The following is a 16,208-nucleotide window of genomic DNA, read 5'->3' as shown; positions in this document are numbered from 1 at the left end:
GCCCCTTGAGCAGCACGGTGACCTGCCACTCCTCGGCCAGCGCCCGCGCCGCCGCCACCCGGTCGCGATCGGGCAGCAGCAGCCCGTCCCCCGCGTCGTCGCCCGGCCCCGCCGCGGCGGCCGACCGCCGGGAGCCCTCGACCAGGCGGGCGAATTCGCCGGCGTGCGGGGTGAGCAGCGTCGGCGCGCGCCGATCCCGGACCAGGCCGGGCTCGGCCGCGACGAGGGTCAGCGCGTCGGCGTCGACGACCACCGGCAGGTCGGTCGCCAGGATCTCCGCCAACCGGTCGCGGGCGGCCCCGTCGGTGCCCCCGCCCGGCCCGACCACCCACGCCTGCACCCGCCCCGTCTCCGAGACCGTCCGCGTGGCAACGACTTCCGGGAGCTTCTCCAGCACCTCGGTGTCGTCGCCGACATACCGCACCATGCCCGAGGTGGCGGCCACCGCCGCGCCCGTACACAGCACCCCGGCCCCCGGATACCGCCTGCTGCCCGCGCAGACACCGACGACACCCTGCGTGTACTTGTCGTCGGACGGGCCCGGCACCGGCCAGCCCGCCCCGATCGCCGCCGGGGACAGCGAGAGCAGCGCGGGCGGCGGCAGCTCGAGCCCGATCGGCACCAGCACGGTCCGTCCGCAGTACGGCGCGGCCAGGACGTGCACCGGCTTGTACGCGCCGAACGTGACCGTCACCGCGGCCCGCACGCACGGCCCCTCGACCGCGCCCGTGTCGGGATCGACGCCGCTGGGCAGGTCGACCGCGACGATCGGAACCCCGATCCCGGCGACGATCTCCGCCGCGGCGGGCCGCAGCGGGCCACGCCCCGAGATACCGACGATGCCGTCGATCACCAGGTCGGCGCCGGCGAACGGGTCGCCGCCTCCCGCACGCGCGGCGCTCTCGCCGGACCCCACCGGCCCGTCCGCCGCGGGCGCGGGCGCCACCCGCCCGCCCGCGGCACGGAACGCCGCCAGCCCCGCCGAATGCGCCCGCCCGGGATCCAGCAGCACCGCCCGGACCGCCACCCCGCGCCTGCGCAGGAAGACACCCGCCCACAGCGCGTCCCCGCCGTTGTCCCCGGACCCGACCAGCAGGCCCACGGACCGGCCCGCCACCGCCCCGGTCCGCTCCCTCAGTTCGGCGGCGACCACCCCGGCCAGGCCGAAGGCCGCCCGGCGCATGGGCATGCCCGCCGGAACCCGGGTGAACAGGTCCGCCTCGGCCGCCCTGACCTGGTCGGCGGTGTAGTAGCCGCGTGCTTCCGCTGTCATCGCGCACCCCTGCCTGTCTGTCACGCACCGCCCGGCTCGGGCGAACCGGACACCCGGGCCGTCCGACCGGCTACGGACCCGGCGTCGAGCAGACTACGCTCGGGCCTCATGTCGATGGTTCGTCACCGCGCCGTATCCGCCCGGCTCCTCGCCGGATTCGTCGTGGCCGCCACCCTGTTGTCCGCGGGCTGCTCGGGAGATTCCGACGGCTCGGCCGCCACGACCACGCGCAAGCCCCGCCCGGTCACCACCACCGCGACCACCACCCCGCACGGCCCGACCGCGCTGACGGTCCAGGTCGACGACATGAAGTTCTCCCCCGCCGACGCCCACGTCAAGGTCGGCGACACGGTGACCTGGAAGTTCTCCGACGACGTCCCGCACAACGTGCAGGGCATCGGCGACAAGGCGATGGGCATCAACAGCGCCATCACCGAAAAGGGCGAATACAGCTACACCTTCACCGTCGCGGGCACCTACCGCTACATGTGCAGCCTGCACCCGCAGATGCGGGGCACCATCACGGTGACATAGGAGCGCTGGCGCGCTCGAGTTCGCGGCCCCCGGTGTCCCGTTCGTCCGTGGGCGTGGCCTGCTCCTTCGTCGCGGACGGCCACGCCCACGGACGGACAGGGCGGCCGCGGGGCCGGGACGCGCGGAACGCTGCGGCGTGGCACCCGGGTTCGGGCGCGGGGGGGGCATCGAGCCGGGGCTCGGACGCGGGCGAACCGGCCACTGCGTGGCCAGCCGCTCCTCGGGGTCGCGGGGCGGGGTCGGGTTCCGGACGCCGGGGCGCAGGACCGGTCCGGTCGGCGTGATCGGTCGTCCTCCGCACTCCGGCCGAGGCGGCCCGCGGCCTATTCGACCGTGACCGACTTGGCCAGGTTGCGAGGCTTGTCCACGTCGTAGCCGCGGGCCTGCGCCACCTCGGCGGCGAAGATCTGCAACGGGACCGTCGACAGCAGCGGCTGGAACAGGGTCGGGCAAGCGGGGATCTCGATGAGGTCGTCGGCGAAGGGGCGCACGGTGTCGTCGCCCTCCTCGGCGATCACGATGGTGCGCGCCCCGCGGGCCTGGATCTCGCGAATGTTGCTGAGCAGCTTGGAATGCAGCACCGCGCGGCCCTTCGGCGACGGCATCACCACGATGACGGGCAGGCCCTGCTCGATCAGCGCGATCGGGCCGTGCTTCAGCTCGCCCGCGGCGAAACCCTCGGCGTGCATGTACGCCAGTTCCTTGAGCTTGAGCGCGCCCTCGAGCGCGACCGGGTAGCCGACATGCCGACCGAGGAACAGCACGGTCGGCACCTGCGCCAGCTCGCGCGCGATGGCCCGCACCTGCGGCGCGGTCCGCAGCACCTCCGCGACCAGCTTCGGCATGGACTCGAGCTCACGGAACTCGCGCTCCACCTCGTCGGGGTACTTCACCCCGCGCGCCTGCGCCAGCGCCAGCCCGACCAGGTAGTTGGCCGCGACCTGCGCCAGGAACGCCTTGGTCGAGGCCACGCCGATCTCCGGCCCGGTGCGGGTGTAGACCACCGCGTCGGACTCGCGCGGGATCTGCGCGCCGTTGGTGTTGCAGATCGCGAGCACACGCGCCTTCTGCTCCTTGGCGTGGCGCACGGCCTCGAGCGTGTCGGCCGTCTCGCCGGACTGCGAGATCGCCACGACCAGCGTCGACCGGTCCAGCACCGGGTCCCGGTAGCGGAACTCGCTGGCCAGCTCGACCTCGACCGGGATCCGGGTCCAGTGCTCGATGGCGTACTTGGCCAGCAGACCCGCGTGATACGAGCTGCCGCAGGCCACGACGAACACCTTGTCGAACTCGCGCAGCTCCTGATCGGCGAGGCGCTGCTCGTCCAGGACGATGCGCCCGCCGTTGTGGTCGTGGGTGAAGTGCCCGATCAGCGTGTCGGCGACCGCCGTGGGCTGCTCCTCGATCTCCTTGAGCATGAAGTAGTCGTGGCCGCCCTTCTCGGCGGCGGCCAGGTCCCAGTCGATGGTGAACGGCCGGGTCACCACGCCCTCGGTGCCGCCGTCGAAGTCGGTGACGGTGTAGCTGTCCTTCGTGATCACCACGGCCTGGTTCTGACCGAGCTCCACCGCCTCGCGCGTGTGCTCGATGAACGCGGTCACATCGGACCCGATGAACATCTCGCCCTCGCCGACACCGACCACCAGCGGCGTGTTGCGGCGCGCGGCGATGATCGTGCCCGGGTGGTCGGCGTGGGTGAAGACCAGCGTGAACGCGCCCTCGAGGCGGCGCAGCACCGACAGCGCGGAGGCGGTGAAGTCGCCCGCGGTCGGGCCGTCGGCGTAGGCGCGGGCGACCAGGTGCACCGCCACCTCGGTGTCGGTGTCGCTGAGCAGTTCCACCCCGGCGGTCTCGAGCTCGCGGCGCAGCGGCGCGAAGTTCTCGATGATGCCGTTGTGCACGACGGCGACCTTGCCCGAGACGTCGGTGTGCGGATGGGCGTTGCGGTCGGTCGGCGCGCCGTGGGTCGCCCAGCGGGTATGGCCCATGCCGCTGGTGCCCGCGAACCCGCCCGGCTGATCGGCGAGTTCGGCTTCCAGATTGGCCAGCCGGCCCGCCTTCCGCTCCACCGCGATCGAGCCCGCCCCGTCGAGGATGGCGACGCCCGCCGAGTCGTAACCGCGGTATTCCATGCGCCGCAATGCGTCAACGACGACGCCGAGCGCGTCACGGTACCCGACGTAGCCCACGATTCCGCACATGGTTCTCCAGCCTACTTATTCGGTAACCTTCTCGCCGTGCCGGTGTCTGTGAAATCGCTTCTGACCGCCCTGACCAGCCGCGGTCCCCACAAGGTGTTGCGCGGGAACCTGGGCATCGCGGGTCAGCCCGGTGTGGTCTACACCCCCGAGACGGGGTCGGGCCTGCCCGCCGTCGCCTTCGCGCACGGCTGGCTGGCCGGTGCCGCCAACTACAAGACGCTGCTGGAACACGTCGCGTCGTGGGGATTCGTCGTCGCCGCGCCCGACACCGAACGCGGCCCGATCCCCTCGCACCTCGACCTGTCCACCGACCTGCTCACCACCCTCGACATCGTCACCGGCGTGCGCCTCGGCGACGGCACCGTCTCCGTCGACCGGGACCGCCTCGCGCTGTCCGGCCACGCCATGGGCGCGGGCGCCGCCGTCCTCGCCGCCGCCCAGCGCGACGTCCGCGCCGTCGCCGCCCTCTTCCCGGCGCCCACCTCCCCCGCCGCCGAACGCGTCGCCGCCGACCTCGACACGCCCGGCCTCATCCTCGCGGGCGACGACATGGACTCCGTCGGCTCCATCGCCCGCCCGCTGGCCCTCAACTGGTCCGCCGCGCACCTGCGCCGCATCGACGGCGCCGACATCTCCGGCATCGTGGAGGGCCGTCGCGCCCTGGCCGCCCTCGGCGCGGGCCGCTACCACCACAAGACCGAGAAAGCCGTCCGCGGCCTCCTCACCGGCTACCTCCTCGCCGCCGTCGCCGGCGACAAGACCTACGCCCCCTTCGCCGACCCCGAGACCGACCTCCCCCACACCACCCTCGTCGACCTCGACGCCCCGGTGGAAGTGGAGAAGCCCAAGCTCTCCGTCGGCCAGCTCATCAAACTCGCCCGGGGTTAGGACCGGACCTCAGAGCGGTCCCGCCTCGGCGAGCTCCGCACCGGTGTCCGGCACCGCGGCGGGCGCGGCCGGCTGCGGAGAGTGCTCGGTGTCGTCGGACTTCTTGACCGGCGGCACGCTCGGCACGGTCTGCCCCGTACCCGGCGCGTCCTGGAGGCCGGTCGGACCCGACCCCGATTCCGTCGCCTTCACCGGCGCACCGGTATTCGGATCGGTATCGCCCAATCCCGCGGTGCCCTGACCCGTTTCGGTCTCCTTCTCGGCCTGCCCCTGACCCGCGGCCGTGTCCTCGGCCCCCTTCTCCGTGATCGACGGATTACCCTGCGCGTCCAACGTCAGCGCGTACTCGTGTTCCTTGCCGCCGGCATCGGTGGTGGTGACCTTCAGCTCCCCATCCGCACCGGTCTCGACACTGATCTGCTTGTCGCCCAGCGTGAATTCCGACTTCCCGTCCCCGTCGGTGTCCAGCAACCCCGACAGCTGCTCGGTCGCGCTCTGAATACCTTCGCTCAGCGTGGTCCCCAGCGAGGACAACGACGTCCCCAAGGTGCTCGCGGCCGAAGTGATGGTGTCGGAATTGTCGCTGATCAGGGAGGACAGCTCGCTGATCACATCGGTCAGCGAGGAGAGACCGTCGGTCGAGGTGGTCGTTGTCGTCGTAGTGGTCGACGGCGTCGTGGTCGTAGTCGGCGTTGTCGTGGTGGACGGGGTGGTGGTCGACGGAGTCGTCGTCGAGGGGGTGGTCGTGCTCGGAGTGCCCGAGCCGTTCCCATTCCCGTTCCCGTTCCCGTTTCCATTGCCGTTGCCGTTGCCGTTTCCATTGCCGTTGCCGTTGTCCTTCGGCGTTCCGGGATTCGGGACGGTCGCGTCCTGAGGCATCGGATAGGGCGCCGCCTCCACCGCCGCCAGCGCGGTCGTGGCCTGTTTGAACGCTTCGCGGATGACCGTGGAGGTTTCTCGGCAGACATCGTCGAAATGCAGGACGGTGGCCTTGACCTGGGGGACGAACACATCTCGAAGGAAGGCCATCTGATATTCGACGTCCTTGGCATACTTGATGCAGTTCTCGATGGTGCTGACGCCGAAACTCTCGTTACGGCCCTCCATCTTGAAGTCCGCCGTACCACGGGGGCGCCAGTACCCACGCACATCGGTCGCCTTCTCCGCGACGATGTTTCGTAGAGCGGTCGCCAGCTCGCCCAGTTCTCTGGACGCTGTACGCGCGTTGTTGCTGTCCTCCTCGGCCCGCCGGATCTGCTCGTTCAGCATGGTGTAGGCGGCGTCGCCCGCGTCGCCCTGCCAGATACTCTGGATGGCGTTGCGTTGGGTCTGCTGTATCTGAACTTGGGTAGCGACTTCGGGAAGCGCGGCGGCCAGCGCAGCGGACATGCGCTCGATCGCTTCGATATCCATCCCCCGCTCCGCGTCATACAGGCCACACAGCTCGTGATATTCGCGTGCGGCAATGGCTGTATCGCCCAGACCGTGCTTTTCCAAACACTGTTTGTACAGAGGGAGGTAGTACTTGAAGTACTCCAGCCCTTCCGCACCCTCGTCGAGGATCTTGTCGGCGTTCCCCGCCGTCTTCGATACGTTGTGCTGCCAATCGGCGTTGATCTTGCCCTCGGTGACGACGCCTGCCTCGTCTGCCGACCAGACCATCAGAGGTTCACCCCGGCGGCCTTGATCTTGGTGACGTTCGCGTCGTCCACCGAGGAGTACGTGTTCGCGCTGGTCGTGTACACGGTGCCCGACTTTGCGACCGCGGTCTCCCAGTGGGTGAGCCAGGCACCGATATTCACGATCTCGGCACCGAACTTGGTGCCTTCGTCGCCATAGGCCCGTCCAGCTTGCGCCGCGGTGAAGGACCAGCCGCTGATGTCCTTGTTCAGCGTCTTGATTTTGCCGCTCGATGCGGTCAGGTTGCCGCCGAGCTTGCGCAACTGATCCGGATCGACCTTCACTTGGCTACCCATCGGGTCCCCTCCCTGTGTTGTGCTTCGGCGATGCCTGCATGAACGGTTCGGCTGGCGGCATCGGGCAACCAGGCCCGCGGTGACGTGGTCATTCCAGCCAATTCTTCCGGCGGTAGTACTCGCTCTCCTGGTCGTAGCCTTCGTAGTCGACCGGATCGAAGTTCTGGCGCGCGCGACGAGCCGCGATGGAACGGGCAATGGCTTCACGTGCCTCACGCAGCTCGATTTCGCGGCGAGAAACCTCGTCGTCGACTGTTGCTCCGGCACCGGACGTGGACACGGCTGCGCGTGGCTCGCCGCTCGGGTGCGCCGCGGGCGGCTCCGCCACCGGGGGTACAGGCGGGAGTACGGCGGCCTGCGCAATGCGAACCGTCGGTTCGTCCGGTTCCGGCTCGCGATGGCGGCCGCCACCGGACACGGGAGCAGAGGGCTCGGCGGCTGCCGGTTCGTCATCCTGCCGATCGACCGCGTCCTGCGCGGTGGCTTCTACAACCGCGAGAAGCTCGTCCCCTCGTGCCTGCAGGCGTGCCCGTTCGTCCTCGAACTCGGCACGAAGCATACGGACCCGGCGAAGGTGTTCGGCGGCCAGATCGGCGATGGGGGACGCGGTCACCGCGCGCCACCCCGATCGGCACGACCTGATTCGGTGCGGACCGCCGCACCCGTGACCGGACTCGAGACACTCACCGCATCCCCTTTCGATTCAGACCCGTCCATTGCTTGGACGCACCGGGCCCCCGCCCGGTTCCCTCGAATCGCGGAAACCACTCCCCGGCGACCCTTGTCCGTCAGTACCCGCTCCGAGGTGCCGACCCATGGCGGTGATACTCCCATGCCGTGTCGTCGCCGTCGCTCTCGACCAGCGATGTCCAGGAGCGTGACGCGGATTTCGCATGCGCATGCCCTGCCGTCAGTCGGTCTCCGCCCCGGTGTGCGCTCGAACCGCTTCGGCGAAGTTGGGGTGGGCGCGGATGGTGACGAAGGGGCGCTCGTCGATGGGATCGACAGGGATGTAGGTGTTCGATTTCTGGAGCAGTGAAGTGCCGACAACCATGCCGATCGGGAAACCGCCGGGAATCCCGAGAAGAAACGCGGCAAGCACGACGGGATGCGGGGTCCCGACAGACTCGAGCACGAACGCTACCGCCACGAACAGCGGTAGCAACAGCAACCCGACGCCGGTTCTCAGGGCCGTGCGCCGACGTGAAACGCAGAGGTGACAAGCAGGCCAATTCGCCCACAATCTCGCGCTGGTATCCAGCTTCGGCAGTCCCCGGTACACCCGCCACCAGGTCCGACGATAGAACCGCCAGGTCTGCGCCGGGCTGTGTGGTATCCGCTGCTCATCCCACTGCATGAACGGAATTTCCAGCTGAATGTGGTCGATCGCCGCGGTGCCATGGCGTGGGCAGATCATCGGCAGATCCCGGACCTTCCTGCCGATGAAGCGCACACCGGGAGTAGGACTCAACCTCCACCGCTCAGCACGCTCTACGGCCTCGGCGCCGACTGCTTCCGTCGGCAGTCGGAGTGCCACGGACAAGTCTCCGGCCGCGGTCATACCAGCCATCCCCCGTTCCGGCGCTGCTCGAGGCACAGGTCGTCCTCGTCCGGTTCGTCCGGTGTGACGATCGCATCGCGGTTCTCCGTTGTGCCTCGCCCCTTCATGGGACGCTCCGGCACAGTCTCCCCGGCCATTCTCGGCCCCCTCCCCAGCTCGAGCGAATCCGACAGTTCCTACGAGCCTGCCGCGATCAGAGGCGCAACCTTCTGCGCGACCGTGAGACCGATACCGCAGGCGTTCAGATGCTTGGTCTTCGGCGACGATCCGTGTCCATTGTCGACGGTGAACTCCAGGCTTCCACCGCGCATTTCCAGGTTCACCACACACCCTTCGACGCCAGTGGGATCAGACGCCTGGTGGGTGGTGAGCGCGACACGGCCGTTCACGATGTCCTCCCTTTCACCCGGAAAGTGCTTCTCCCGCACCATGCTCAGCGTGAGATTGGTGAGACTCACCGTGGTCGAGTAGCCCTCCGACACCAGGTACCGGCAGCCACGCCACTTGATCTTCCCCCGTGAAGTGTTGTCGTCAGTGACCCCTTTGTGCAGTCCGGGCGTGATCGACGTCAGCACATCCTGGGGGATGGCGCACGGGTCGATACCCGTGGGAACGTCCGCCGCGATCCCGTCGTCCGGCGCCGAGGGGCCGGTCGGACTCGCCTGCGTGTCGGCCGACGAACCGCACCCGGCCAGAACCAGTGCGCCCACCGCGACCACCGCACCCACCATCGACCGCATGGTCCCCCCTACCTCCCATCGGGCACAGCTCGTTGCGGACACCATAGCGCCGCCCACGACCTCGCTCACCTGCGGATTCGTGCCTCCATCTTCGATGGCCCGTCTCCGTGTTCCGGCCGCCAACCGTACGCGAGCCGCCGCCGGATCGGCACATCTACTTCCCCAGCGACCCCTTGTCCGTCCGCACCCACTCCGAGGTGCCGTCCGGATGGCGGTGATACTCCCATGCCGCGTAGTCGCCGTCGCTCTCGACCACCGTGACGTGGTCGGCGAAACCGTCGTGGTCGTAGTCGGACCAGACCTGGGTGGCGTCGGCGTGTGCGCTGGTGATGGTGTCGGCGACGCCGTCGCCGTCGAGGTCCTGGGTGGGGTGGTGGAGTTCGACGGGGCCGAGGTCGTCGAGGGGGGTGTGCGCGCCGAAGTCGGGCAGGCCGAGGCCGGTGAACTCGGTCGCCATGGGGTTTCCTCCTCGGTCTGCGTGGTGCGAACGGCATCAATCCTGGCAGCAGGGCGGGCCCACCGCCAGCAGGTATACGCCACAACCGGAGGGACGGGTCGGCACTCGACCGCATTCGGCACGAAATGCGGTCCGGTCGCGCCGGGGGCGGTGGTGGCACTTCCGCGGCAACCACCACCGCCGCTCGGAACCGCCTGCTACAGGCAGAAGCTCAGCTCGACGGGGCCGACCGGGATCGGCAGGCACACCTCGACGGAGCCGGCGACCGGGGTCGCGGCGGGCGCGGCGGCGGAGGCGGTGCCGGCGCCGAGGGCGCCCGCGGTCAGGGCCAGGGCGGCGATGGCGAGCGAACGATCTTTCTTGGAGGTCATACAGTCATCCTCGATAGTGCTCTGTGATGTGCCCCAGGATCGGGACGGGACTCATCAGATCACGCACGGACGAGGACGAATAGGCGTTCGCAACAATTAGGCGCATTCGCGCTGCACTCAGCAGACAATCCGGTTGTTACCGGCCGGTACGCGATAATTTCGGCCGATCACGATTCCGCATCGAACCACCTTCACGAATTCGAAACATGCAGCTGAGCGGCGGTGGTGCCGTAAATGTTGTCGTGTATTGTCACAAACAAACCGAGACACGCATTGTTTTCGGCGGAGCATTTTCCGAGGGCGGTCTTCCGGAATTCGGCGCGCCGCCGGGACGGCCGGTCCGCGCCTCGGGCGGGACCGGCCACCGTGGTCACTTGCGCGGGATCAGCACCCACAGCAGCGCGTAGATCAGGAACTGGGGACCGGGCAGCAGGCACGAGGCGACGAAGATCAGCCGCACCACGGTGGGGCTGATGCCGAAGTACTCGGCGAGACCACCGCAGACGCCGGCGATCCACTTGTCGCTGGTCGAACGGGTGAGGCGGCGGACGGGGGCGGTCATGATGAGCACCTTTCTCGTGCTGGGCGGTACGACTCCACTGTGCGGGCGGCCCGGTGCGTCCGGCATCGGTCGAAGTACCGATCGGCACCCTGATTTCCGCGCACCCGCTCTCGGGGTGCCACCCCGAACCGGGCAGACTGACCGGGGTGAGCACGACACTGCACGCCCGCGGGCTCTCCGCCGGGCACGCCGAACGCACCCTGTTCGCCGACCTCGACTTCACCCTCGCCCCCGGCGACGTGATCGGGCTGGTCGGGGTGAACGGCGCGGGCAAGTCGACGCTGCTGCGGATGCTCGCCGACCGGCGCAGCCCGACGGGGTCGATCACCCTGAGCCCGCCGGACGCGACCATCGGCTACCTCGCCCAGGAACCCGAGCGGATCGAGGGCGAGACGGTGGCCGGCTTCCTGGCCCGGCGCACCGGGGTGGCCGCCGCGCAACGGGAGATGGACGCGGCCGCCGAGCGCCTGGCCGAGGGCGGGGAGGACGAGTACTCGCCGGCGCTGGAACGCTGGCTGGCGCTGGGCGGCGCGGATCTCGACCAGCGGGCCGAGGAGGTCGCCGCCGACCTCGGCCTGGCCGACGGCCTGGCCGGCGGCCTCGACACCCCGATGACGGGACTGTCCGGCGGTCAGGCGGCGCGGGCGGGCCTTGCCTCGGTACTGCTGTCGCGCTTCGACATCCTGCTGCTGGACGAACCGACCAACGATCTCGACCTCGACGGCCTCGACCGGCTGGAGCGGTTCGTCACGGGCGTGCGGGTGCCGCTCATGGTGATCAGCCACGACCGGGAGTTCCTCGCGCGCACCGTGAATCGCGTCCTCGAACTGGACCTGGCCCAGCAGCAGGTCGGGCTCTACGACGGCGGCTACGAGGCCTACCTGGCCGAGCGCGACATCGCCCGCAGGCACGCCAGGGAGGCCTACGAGGACTACGCCGACACGAAGGCGGGCCTGGAGGCGCGGGCGCAGATGCAGCGCAACTGGCTCGAGCACGGCGTGCGCAACGCCCGCCGCAAGGCCAAGGGCGGCGACTCCGACAAGGCGGGACGCAAGATGCGCGCCGAGTCGACCGAGAAGCAGGCGGCCAAGGCACGCCAGACCCAGCGGCGGATCGAACGTCTCGACGTCGTCGAGGAGCCGCGCAAGGAGTGGGAGCTGCGCATGGCCATCGCCGCCGCTCCGCGCAGTGGCGCGGTCGTCGCGACGGTGTCCGAGGCGGTGGTGCGGCGCGGCGACTTCACGCTCGGCCCGGTCACCGCGCAGATCGACTGGGCCGACCGGATCGTGCTGACCGGGGCCAACGGCTCGGGCAAGTCCACGCTGCTCGGGCTGCTGCTCGGCCGGATCGCGCCCGACACGGGCTCGGCCGCGCTGGGTTCGGGGGTCGAGATCGGCGAGGTCGATCAGGCGCGCGGGCTGTTCCGCGGGTCGGCCACCCTGGCCGACACCTTCGGCGCCCTCATGCCGGACTGGCCCGACGCCGAGGTCCGCACGCTGCTGGCCAAGTTCGGCCTGCGCGGCCCGCACGTGCTGCGCGCCTGCGACACGCTGTCCCCTGGCGAGCGCACCCGCGCGGCGCTGGCCCTGCTGCAGGCCCGCGGAGTGAACCTGCTCGTCCTCGACGAACCGACCAACCATCTGGACCTGCCCGCCATCGAACAGCTCGAGCAGGCGGTCGAATCCTTCACCGGCACGCTGATTCTGGTCACCCACGACCGCCGGATGCTGGATTCTGTACGGGCCACCCGGCGCTGGCACATGACCGCCGGCGTGCTCACCGAGGAATAGGACGCAGATGGCCATCACTCTCGGCCTCGACACCCGGCTCACCCTGCTGGGCGCAGGACTGATCTTCCTGGCCGCGCTGGCCCTCGGAGTGTGGAAGTACCACGGCATCCGCACGTCGATGAACGGGTCGGCGCACGTCTACGTCGACATCGCCCACCGCGCGGCGCTGCTGTATGCGTTCGCGGGGGTGCTGCTCGCGGTGTTCACCGAGCTGAGCGCCTGGCCGACGGCGGTCAACCTGAGCGCGGACACCGTGCTGATCGCGTTATTCGCGGGGGCCATCGCCAGCTACGTCCTGCACGGGGCGCGCCGCGACACGACCAACCAGTTCCGCGGCCGCATCCCCGGCACGCTGAAGCTGTCGATGTACGCGCTGATGGTCGGCGAGATCGGCGGCTTCCTCGTGCTGTTCAGCGGGTTCCTGGCCGGGCAGTTCTAGCCGAACAGGTCGATCGTCGAGCCGTAGGCGAAGCCGACCACGCCGACCCCGAGGTCGACCAGCAGGACGATGAGGACCGTGATGGCGGCGCGGGTCGCGCGACCGGTCACCGGCAGGGGCGCGGCGGGGCCGAAGCTCGGGCGCGTTTCCCGCACGGCGGCACGCTGACCATAGCCTTCGTCGTGGATGGGCACCGTGTGCGAATACCCCTGGGGCACTTCGCTACACCCCGGGCGACCGCACGCGCCGCCGCAGCGGTGGCCGTCGAACGAGTAGGGGTCGCTGCCGTATTCGTGATAGCCGGGCGCGGGCGAGGCCACTGCGCTTCTCCCCCTTCGAATCATGCTGCGCGCCAATCCATCCGGTGCACAGAAGCGCACGATCCACGAGCACGCAGAACATCCTGCGTACGCCGAGGGTACCGCCCGGTCGGGCCGGGCGCCAGACAGCGCTAGACCGACGCCACCCGCTTGGCCAGATCGTCGGCGAGTTCGCGGGCCTGCACGGGATCGGTGGCCTCCACCATGACCCGCACCAGCTGCTCGGTGCCGCTCGGGCGCAGCAGCACCCGGCCGTTGGCGCCCAGCACCCGCTCGGCCTCGGACACCGCCTCGGTGACCTCCGGCGCGGACGCCACCGCGGCCTTGTCCGACACCGGGACGTTGATCAGCACCTGCGGCACGGTCGTCATGACCGCGGCGAGTTCCCCCAGGCCACGGCCGGTCTGGGCCATCCGCGCCATCAGCCGGAGGCCGGTCAGCACACCGTCGCCGGTGGTGCCGTACTGCGGGAAGACCACATGCCCGGACTGCTCGCCACCGAGCCGGAAGCCGCCCTTGCGCAGTTCCTCCAGGACGTAGCGGTCGCCGACGGCGGCGGTCAGCACGGTGATGCCCGCCTCGCGCATGGCGATGTGCAGGCCCAGGTTGCTCATGACGGTGGCGACGAGGGTGTCGGCGACCAGCTCGCCGGACTCGCGCATGGCCAGCGCCAGCACGGCCATGATGGCGTCACCGTCGACGACGGCGCCGGAGGCGTCGACGGCCAGGCAGCGGTCGGCGTCCCCGTCGAGGGCGAGGCCGAGGTCGGCGCCGTGAGCCACGACCGCGGCGCGGACCTGGTCGAGATGGGTGGAACCGCAGCCGTCGTTGATGTTGAGGCCGTTCGGCTCGGCGTTGATCGCGATGACCGTGGCCCCGGCTTCCCGGTAGACCGCGGGCGCGACCTCCGAGGCGGCGCCGTTGGCGCAGTCGACGACGACCGTCAGGCCGGACAGGTCGCCGCCGGTGGATTCGAGCAGGTGCTCGACGTAGCGCTCGTGGGTGCCCGCGACGCTGTACTGCTCGACGTCACGGCCGCCGGAACCGAGCACGCGCCCGATGCCCGCGCCGGTGGGGCGCAGGCTCAGGCCCTCCTCGACGACCGCCTCGATGCGCGCCTCCACGGCGTCGTCGAGCTTGTGGCCGCCCGCGGCGAAGATCTTGATCCCGTTGTCGGGCATGGGGTTGTGCGAGGCGGAGATCATCACGCCGAAGCACGCGTCGTAGAGGCCGGTCAGGTAGGCGACCGCGGGGGTCGGCAGCACGCCGACGGACAGCACGTCGACACCGGCGGCGGTCAGGCCCGCGGTGACCGCGGCCTCGAGCATCTCGCCGCTGGCGCGGGGGTCACGGCCGACGACCGCGACGGCGCGCGTCTTCCCCCGCGAGAGCACCTGCGCCGCGGCACCGGCGACGCGCAGCGCCAGTTCCGGACTCAGCGACTCGTTGGCGAGCCCGCGAACCCCATCGGTGCCGAACAGACGTCCCATACTCAACCTTCCGCGAAAGTGCTGCAGATGCTCGATACAGCACGAGAGCAGGCGACCAGACGTGCTGGAAGCCTGCTCTCGTACACGTACTCCGCTGACAATACAGCGGCGTGGATCAGCGCTTCGAGTACTGAGGCGCCTTACGGGCCTTCTTCAGACCGTACTTCTTACGCTCGGTGGCGCGCGGGTCACGGGTCAGGAAGCCGGCCCGCTTGAGGGCGGGGCGGTCGTCCGGGGTGACCTCGATGAGGGCGCGGGCGATGGCCAGACGCAGGGCGCCTGCCTGACCCGACGGGCCGCCGCCGACCAGGCGGGCGTGCACGTCGAAGGTCTCGGTGCGCTCGACGGTCACCAGCGGGGACTTCACCAGCTGCTGGTGCACCTTGTTCGGGAAGTAGTCCTCGATGGTGCGGCCGTTGAGCACGAAGTTGCCGGAGCCCGGCACCAGGCGCACGCGGACCACGGCCTCCTTGCGGCGGCCGACGGTCTGCACCGGGCGGTCGATCAGGACGGGGGCGTAGGTCTCGGTGTACTCGGCCTCGGCCTCGTACCCGTCACCGTCCTCCACGACCTCGACGGTCTCGTCAGCGACGAATTCCTCGGTGTAGTCGGCGTCGGCTGCGTTGGCTGCGTTGGCTGCGTTGTCTTCGGGAGCGGTCACTGGGCCACCTGCTTGATCTCGAACGGAACGGGCTGCTGAGCGGCGTGCGGGTGGTTCGGGCCTGCGTAGACCTTCAGCTTGCCCGCGATCGCGTTACCCAGCTTGTTCTTCGGGATCATGCCCTTGACGGCCTTCTCGACCAGACGGTCGGGACGGCTCTCCAGCACCTGACCGACAGTGCGCGACTTGAGGCCGCCCGGGTGGCCGGAGTGGTGGTGGATCAGCTTGTCCTGCTTCTTGTTGCCCGAGATGGCAACCTTGTCCGCGTTGATGATGATGACGAAGTCGCCACCATCGACGTTCGGCGCGTAGGTCGGCTTGCCCTTGCCGCGGAGCAGGCCAGCGGCCTGCACGGCGAGACGGCCGAGGACTACGTCAGTGGCGTCGATGACGTACCACTGACGGGTCACGTCACCCGCCTTGGGGCTGTACGTAGGCACAGTCGTTCCCTGTCTGTCGTCGGTACTGCCGGCCAGGCATGCGGCCGAGGGATCCCGGCGGCCGGTGGAGACCCGAGGTCCTCGGTGCGAGATGCACCAGCGGCTCACGCCGCGCCACACGCCAGCAAGCCACGATACACCCCGGGTATCAGCGGCTGTTAATCGATGCTGCCGGAGACCTCGATCGGCGGTCCCGGGTCGGCACCGTGCGGGCCGGGGATCAGGTAGCGCAGGGTGTCGATGCCGGGCGGGGTGCAGTCACCGACCGGGACCGCGCCCCGGGCGGTGGCGATGCCCTCGCGGGGTTCGACGCTCGCGTACGGGGTCAGCGAGCAGGGCGCGGTCCCGGTCTCGGCGGCGGAGTAGCCGGTCAGCGCGAGCGCCTCCCCGCCCGAACCCGGGTACAGCGCGACCGCGGCGACGGCCAGCGCACCGACCACGGTCGGGGCGCCGAAGAAACCGCCGCGCAGTTTGCGCAGGCGGTCGCCGCGGCCACCGCCGTCCT

At 70.0% G+C, this 16,208-nt stretch carries 18 protein-coding genes and 1 pseudogene; 4 read left to right on the top strand and 15 right to left on the bottom strand.

Annotated elements, in window-relative coordinates; all coding sequences use genetic code 11:
• Positions 1 to 1,273, bottom strand: a 1,273-nt coding sequence (locus tag ON36_RS04395; RefSeq protein WP_043647832.1) for a bifunctional ADP-dependent NAD(P)H-hydrate dehydratase/NAD(P)H-hydrate epimerase, incomplete at its 3' end; no start/stop codon positions are given.
• Between the two features lie 108 nt (positions 1,274 to 1,381).
• On the opposite strand from ON36_RS04395, the gene ON36_RS04390 reads away from it, so the two are divergent.
• Positions 1,382 to 1,807: a cupredoxin domain-containing protein gene (locus tag ON36_RS04390; protein WP_083884899.1), complete on the top strand. Its 426-nt coding sequence runs from the start codon at positions 1,382 to 1,384 to the stop codon at positions 1,805 to 1,807.
• Positions 1,808 to 2,130: 323 nt separating this feature from the next.
• Here ON36_RS04390 and glmS read toward each other — a convergent pair whose 3' ends face one another.
• Positions 2,131 to 4,008 (bottom strand): glutamine--fructose-6-phosphate transaminase (isomerizing), encoded by a 1,878-nt coding sequence (glmS, locus tag ON36_RS04385; protein WP_043647830.1) that lies wholly within the window; start codon positions 4,006 to 4,008, stop codon positions 2,131 to 2,133.
• A gap of 36 nt (positions 4,009 to 4,044) precedes the next feature.
• Between glmS and ON36_RS04380 the strand changes: the two genes are divergently transcribed.
• Positions 4,045 to 4,896, top strand: a complete 852-nt coding sequence (locus ON36_RS04380; protein ID WP_043647828.1) for a poly(ethylene terephthalate) hydrolase family protein — start codon at positions 4,045 to 4,047, stop codon at positions 4,894 to 4,896.
• Positions 4,897 to 4,905: 9 nt separating this feature from the next.
• Here ON36_RS04380 and ON36_RS32530 read toward each other — a convergent pair whose 3' ends face one another.
• The 8 genes from ON36_RS32530 to ON36_RS04345 all read right to left on the bottom strand — a co-directional run bounded on the left by ON36_RS32530 (position 4,906) and on the right by ON36_RS04345 (position 10,563).
• On the bottom strand, positions 4,906 to 6,558 hold the full coding sequence (locus ON36_RS32530; RefSeq protein ID WP_052313640.1) for a hypothetical protein: 1,653 nt from the start codon (positions 6,556 to 6,558) through the stop codon (positions 4,906 to 4,908).
• Positions 6,558 to 6,872, bottom strand: coding sequence for a type VII secretion target (locus tag ON36_RS04370; protein ID WP_043647826.1), 315 nt, complete (start codon positions 6,870 to 6,872; stop codon positions 6,558 to 6,560). The genes ON36_RS32530 and ON36_RS04370 overlap by 1 nt, the downstream gene beginning before the upstream one ends.
• An 88-nt stretch (positions 6,873 to 6,960) precedes the next feature.
• On the bottom strand, positions 6,961 to 7,485 hold the full coding sequence (locus ON36_RS04365) for a hypothetical protein (RefSeq protein WP_043647824.1): 525 nt from the start codon (positions 7,483 to 7,485) through the stop codon (positions 6,961 to 6,963).
• 297 nt (positions 7,486 to 7,782) lie between these two features.
• Positions 7,783 to 8,325: a hypothetical protein gene (locus tag ON36_RS32525; protein ID WP_052313638.1), complete on the bottom strand. Its 543-nt coding sequence runs from the start codon at positions 8,323 to 8,325 to the stop codon at positions 7,783 to 7,785.
• A 284-nt stretch (positions 8,326 to 8,609) separates the two neighbouring features.
• The gene (locus tag ON36_RS04355) at positions 8,610 to 9,164 is read right to left on the bottom strand and encodes a DUF3558 domain-containing protein (protein ID WP_157224765.1); all 555 of its coding nucleotides are present in this window, start codon (positions 9,162 to 9,164) and stop codon (positions 8,610 to 8,612) included.
• Positions 9,165 to 9,327: 163 nt separating this feature from the next.
• The gene (locus ON36_RS04350) at positions 9,328 to 9,630 is read right to left on the bottom strand and encodes a DUF6802 family protein (protein ID WP_043647821.1); all 303 of its coding nucleotides are present in this window, start codon (positions 9,628 to 9,630) and stop codon (positions 9,328 to 9,330) included.
• Between the two features lie 197 nt (positions 9,631 to 9,827).
• A complete protein-coding gene (locus ON36_RS35380; protein WP_169334678.1) occupies positions 9,828 to 10,001 on the bottom strand; it encodes a hypothetical protein in 174 nt (57 codons plus the stop codon).
• Between the two features lie 370 nt (positions 10,002 to 10,371).
• On the bottom strand, positions 10,372 to 10,563 hold the full coding sequence (locus ON36_RS04345; protein WP_043647834.1) for a PspC domain-containing protein: 192 nt from the start codon (positions 10,561 to 10,563) through the stop codon (positions 10,372 to 10,374).
• A gap of 146 nt (positions 10,564 to 10,709) precedes the next feature.
• Between ON36_RS04345 and ON36_RS04340 the strand changes: the two genes are divergently transcribed.
• On the top strand, positions 10,710 to 12,353 hold the full coding sequence (locus tag ON36_RS04340; RefSeq protein WP_043647819.1) for an ABC-F family ATP-binding cassette domain-containing protein: 1,644 nt from the start codon (positions 10,710 to 10,712) through the stop codon (positions 12,351 to 12,353).
• 7 nt (positions 12,354 to 12,360) lie between these two features.
• Positions 12,361 to 12,792, top strand: a complete 432-nt coding sequence (locus ON36_RS04335) for a hypothetical protein (protein ID WP_043647817.1) — start codon at positions 12,361 to 12,363, stop codon at positions 12,790 to 12,792.
• On the opposite strand, the gene ON36_RS34455 is transcribed toward ON36_RS04335, so the two are convergent.
• The 5 genes and pseudogenes from ON36_RS34455 to ON36_RS04310 form a co-directional block, all read right to left on the bottom strand.
• Positions 12,789 to 12,947 (bottom strand): hypothetical protein, encoded by a 159-nt coding sequence (locus tag ON36_RS34455; protein WP_157224764.1) that lies wholly within the window; start codon positions 12,945 to 12,947, stop codon positions 12,789 to 12,791. The two genes, ON36_RS04335 and ON36_RS34455, sit on opposite strands and share 4 nt — an antisense overlap.
• Before the next feature lie 296 nt (positions 12,948 to 13,243).
• Complete coding sequence (gene glmM, locus ON36_RS04325) at positions 13,244 to 14,602, bottom strand: phosphoglucosamine mutase (protein ID WP_043647814.1); 1,359 nt, start codon at positions 14,600 to 14,602, stop codon at positions 13,244 to 13,246.
• A gap of 115 nt (positions 14,603 to 14,717) precedes the next feature.
• The gene (gene rpsI / locus ON36_RS04320; protein ID WP_043647812.1) at positions 14,718 to 15,263 is read right to left on the bottom strand and encodes a 30S ribosomal protein S9; all 546 of its coding nucleotides are present in this window, start codon (positions 15,261 to 15,263) and stop codon (positions 14,718 to 14,720) included.
• Positions 15,260 to 15,703, bottom strand: coding sequence for a 50S ribosomal protein L13 (gene rplM, locus ON36_RS04315; protein WP_043647810.1), 444 nt, complete (start codon positions 15,701 to 15,703; stop codon positions 15,260 to 15,262). The genes rpsI and rplM overlap by 4 nt, the downstream gene beginning before the upstream one ends.
• A 158-nt stretch (positions 15,704 to 15,861) precedes the next feature.
• A pseudogene (locus ON36_RS04310) lies at positions 15,862 to 16,208 on the bottom strand (hypothetical protein); the annotation flags it as partial.

The sequence above is a fragment of the Nocardia thailandica NBRC 100428 genome, from assembly GCF_000308795.1.
GTDB classification, from domain to species: Bacteria; Actinomycetota; Actinomycetes; order Mycobacteriales; family Mycobacteriaceae; genus Nocardia; species Nocardia thailandica.
The sequence above is the reverse complement of the archived record's forward strand: the minus strand, read 5'-3'. Positions and strand labels throughout refer to the sequence as shown.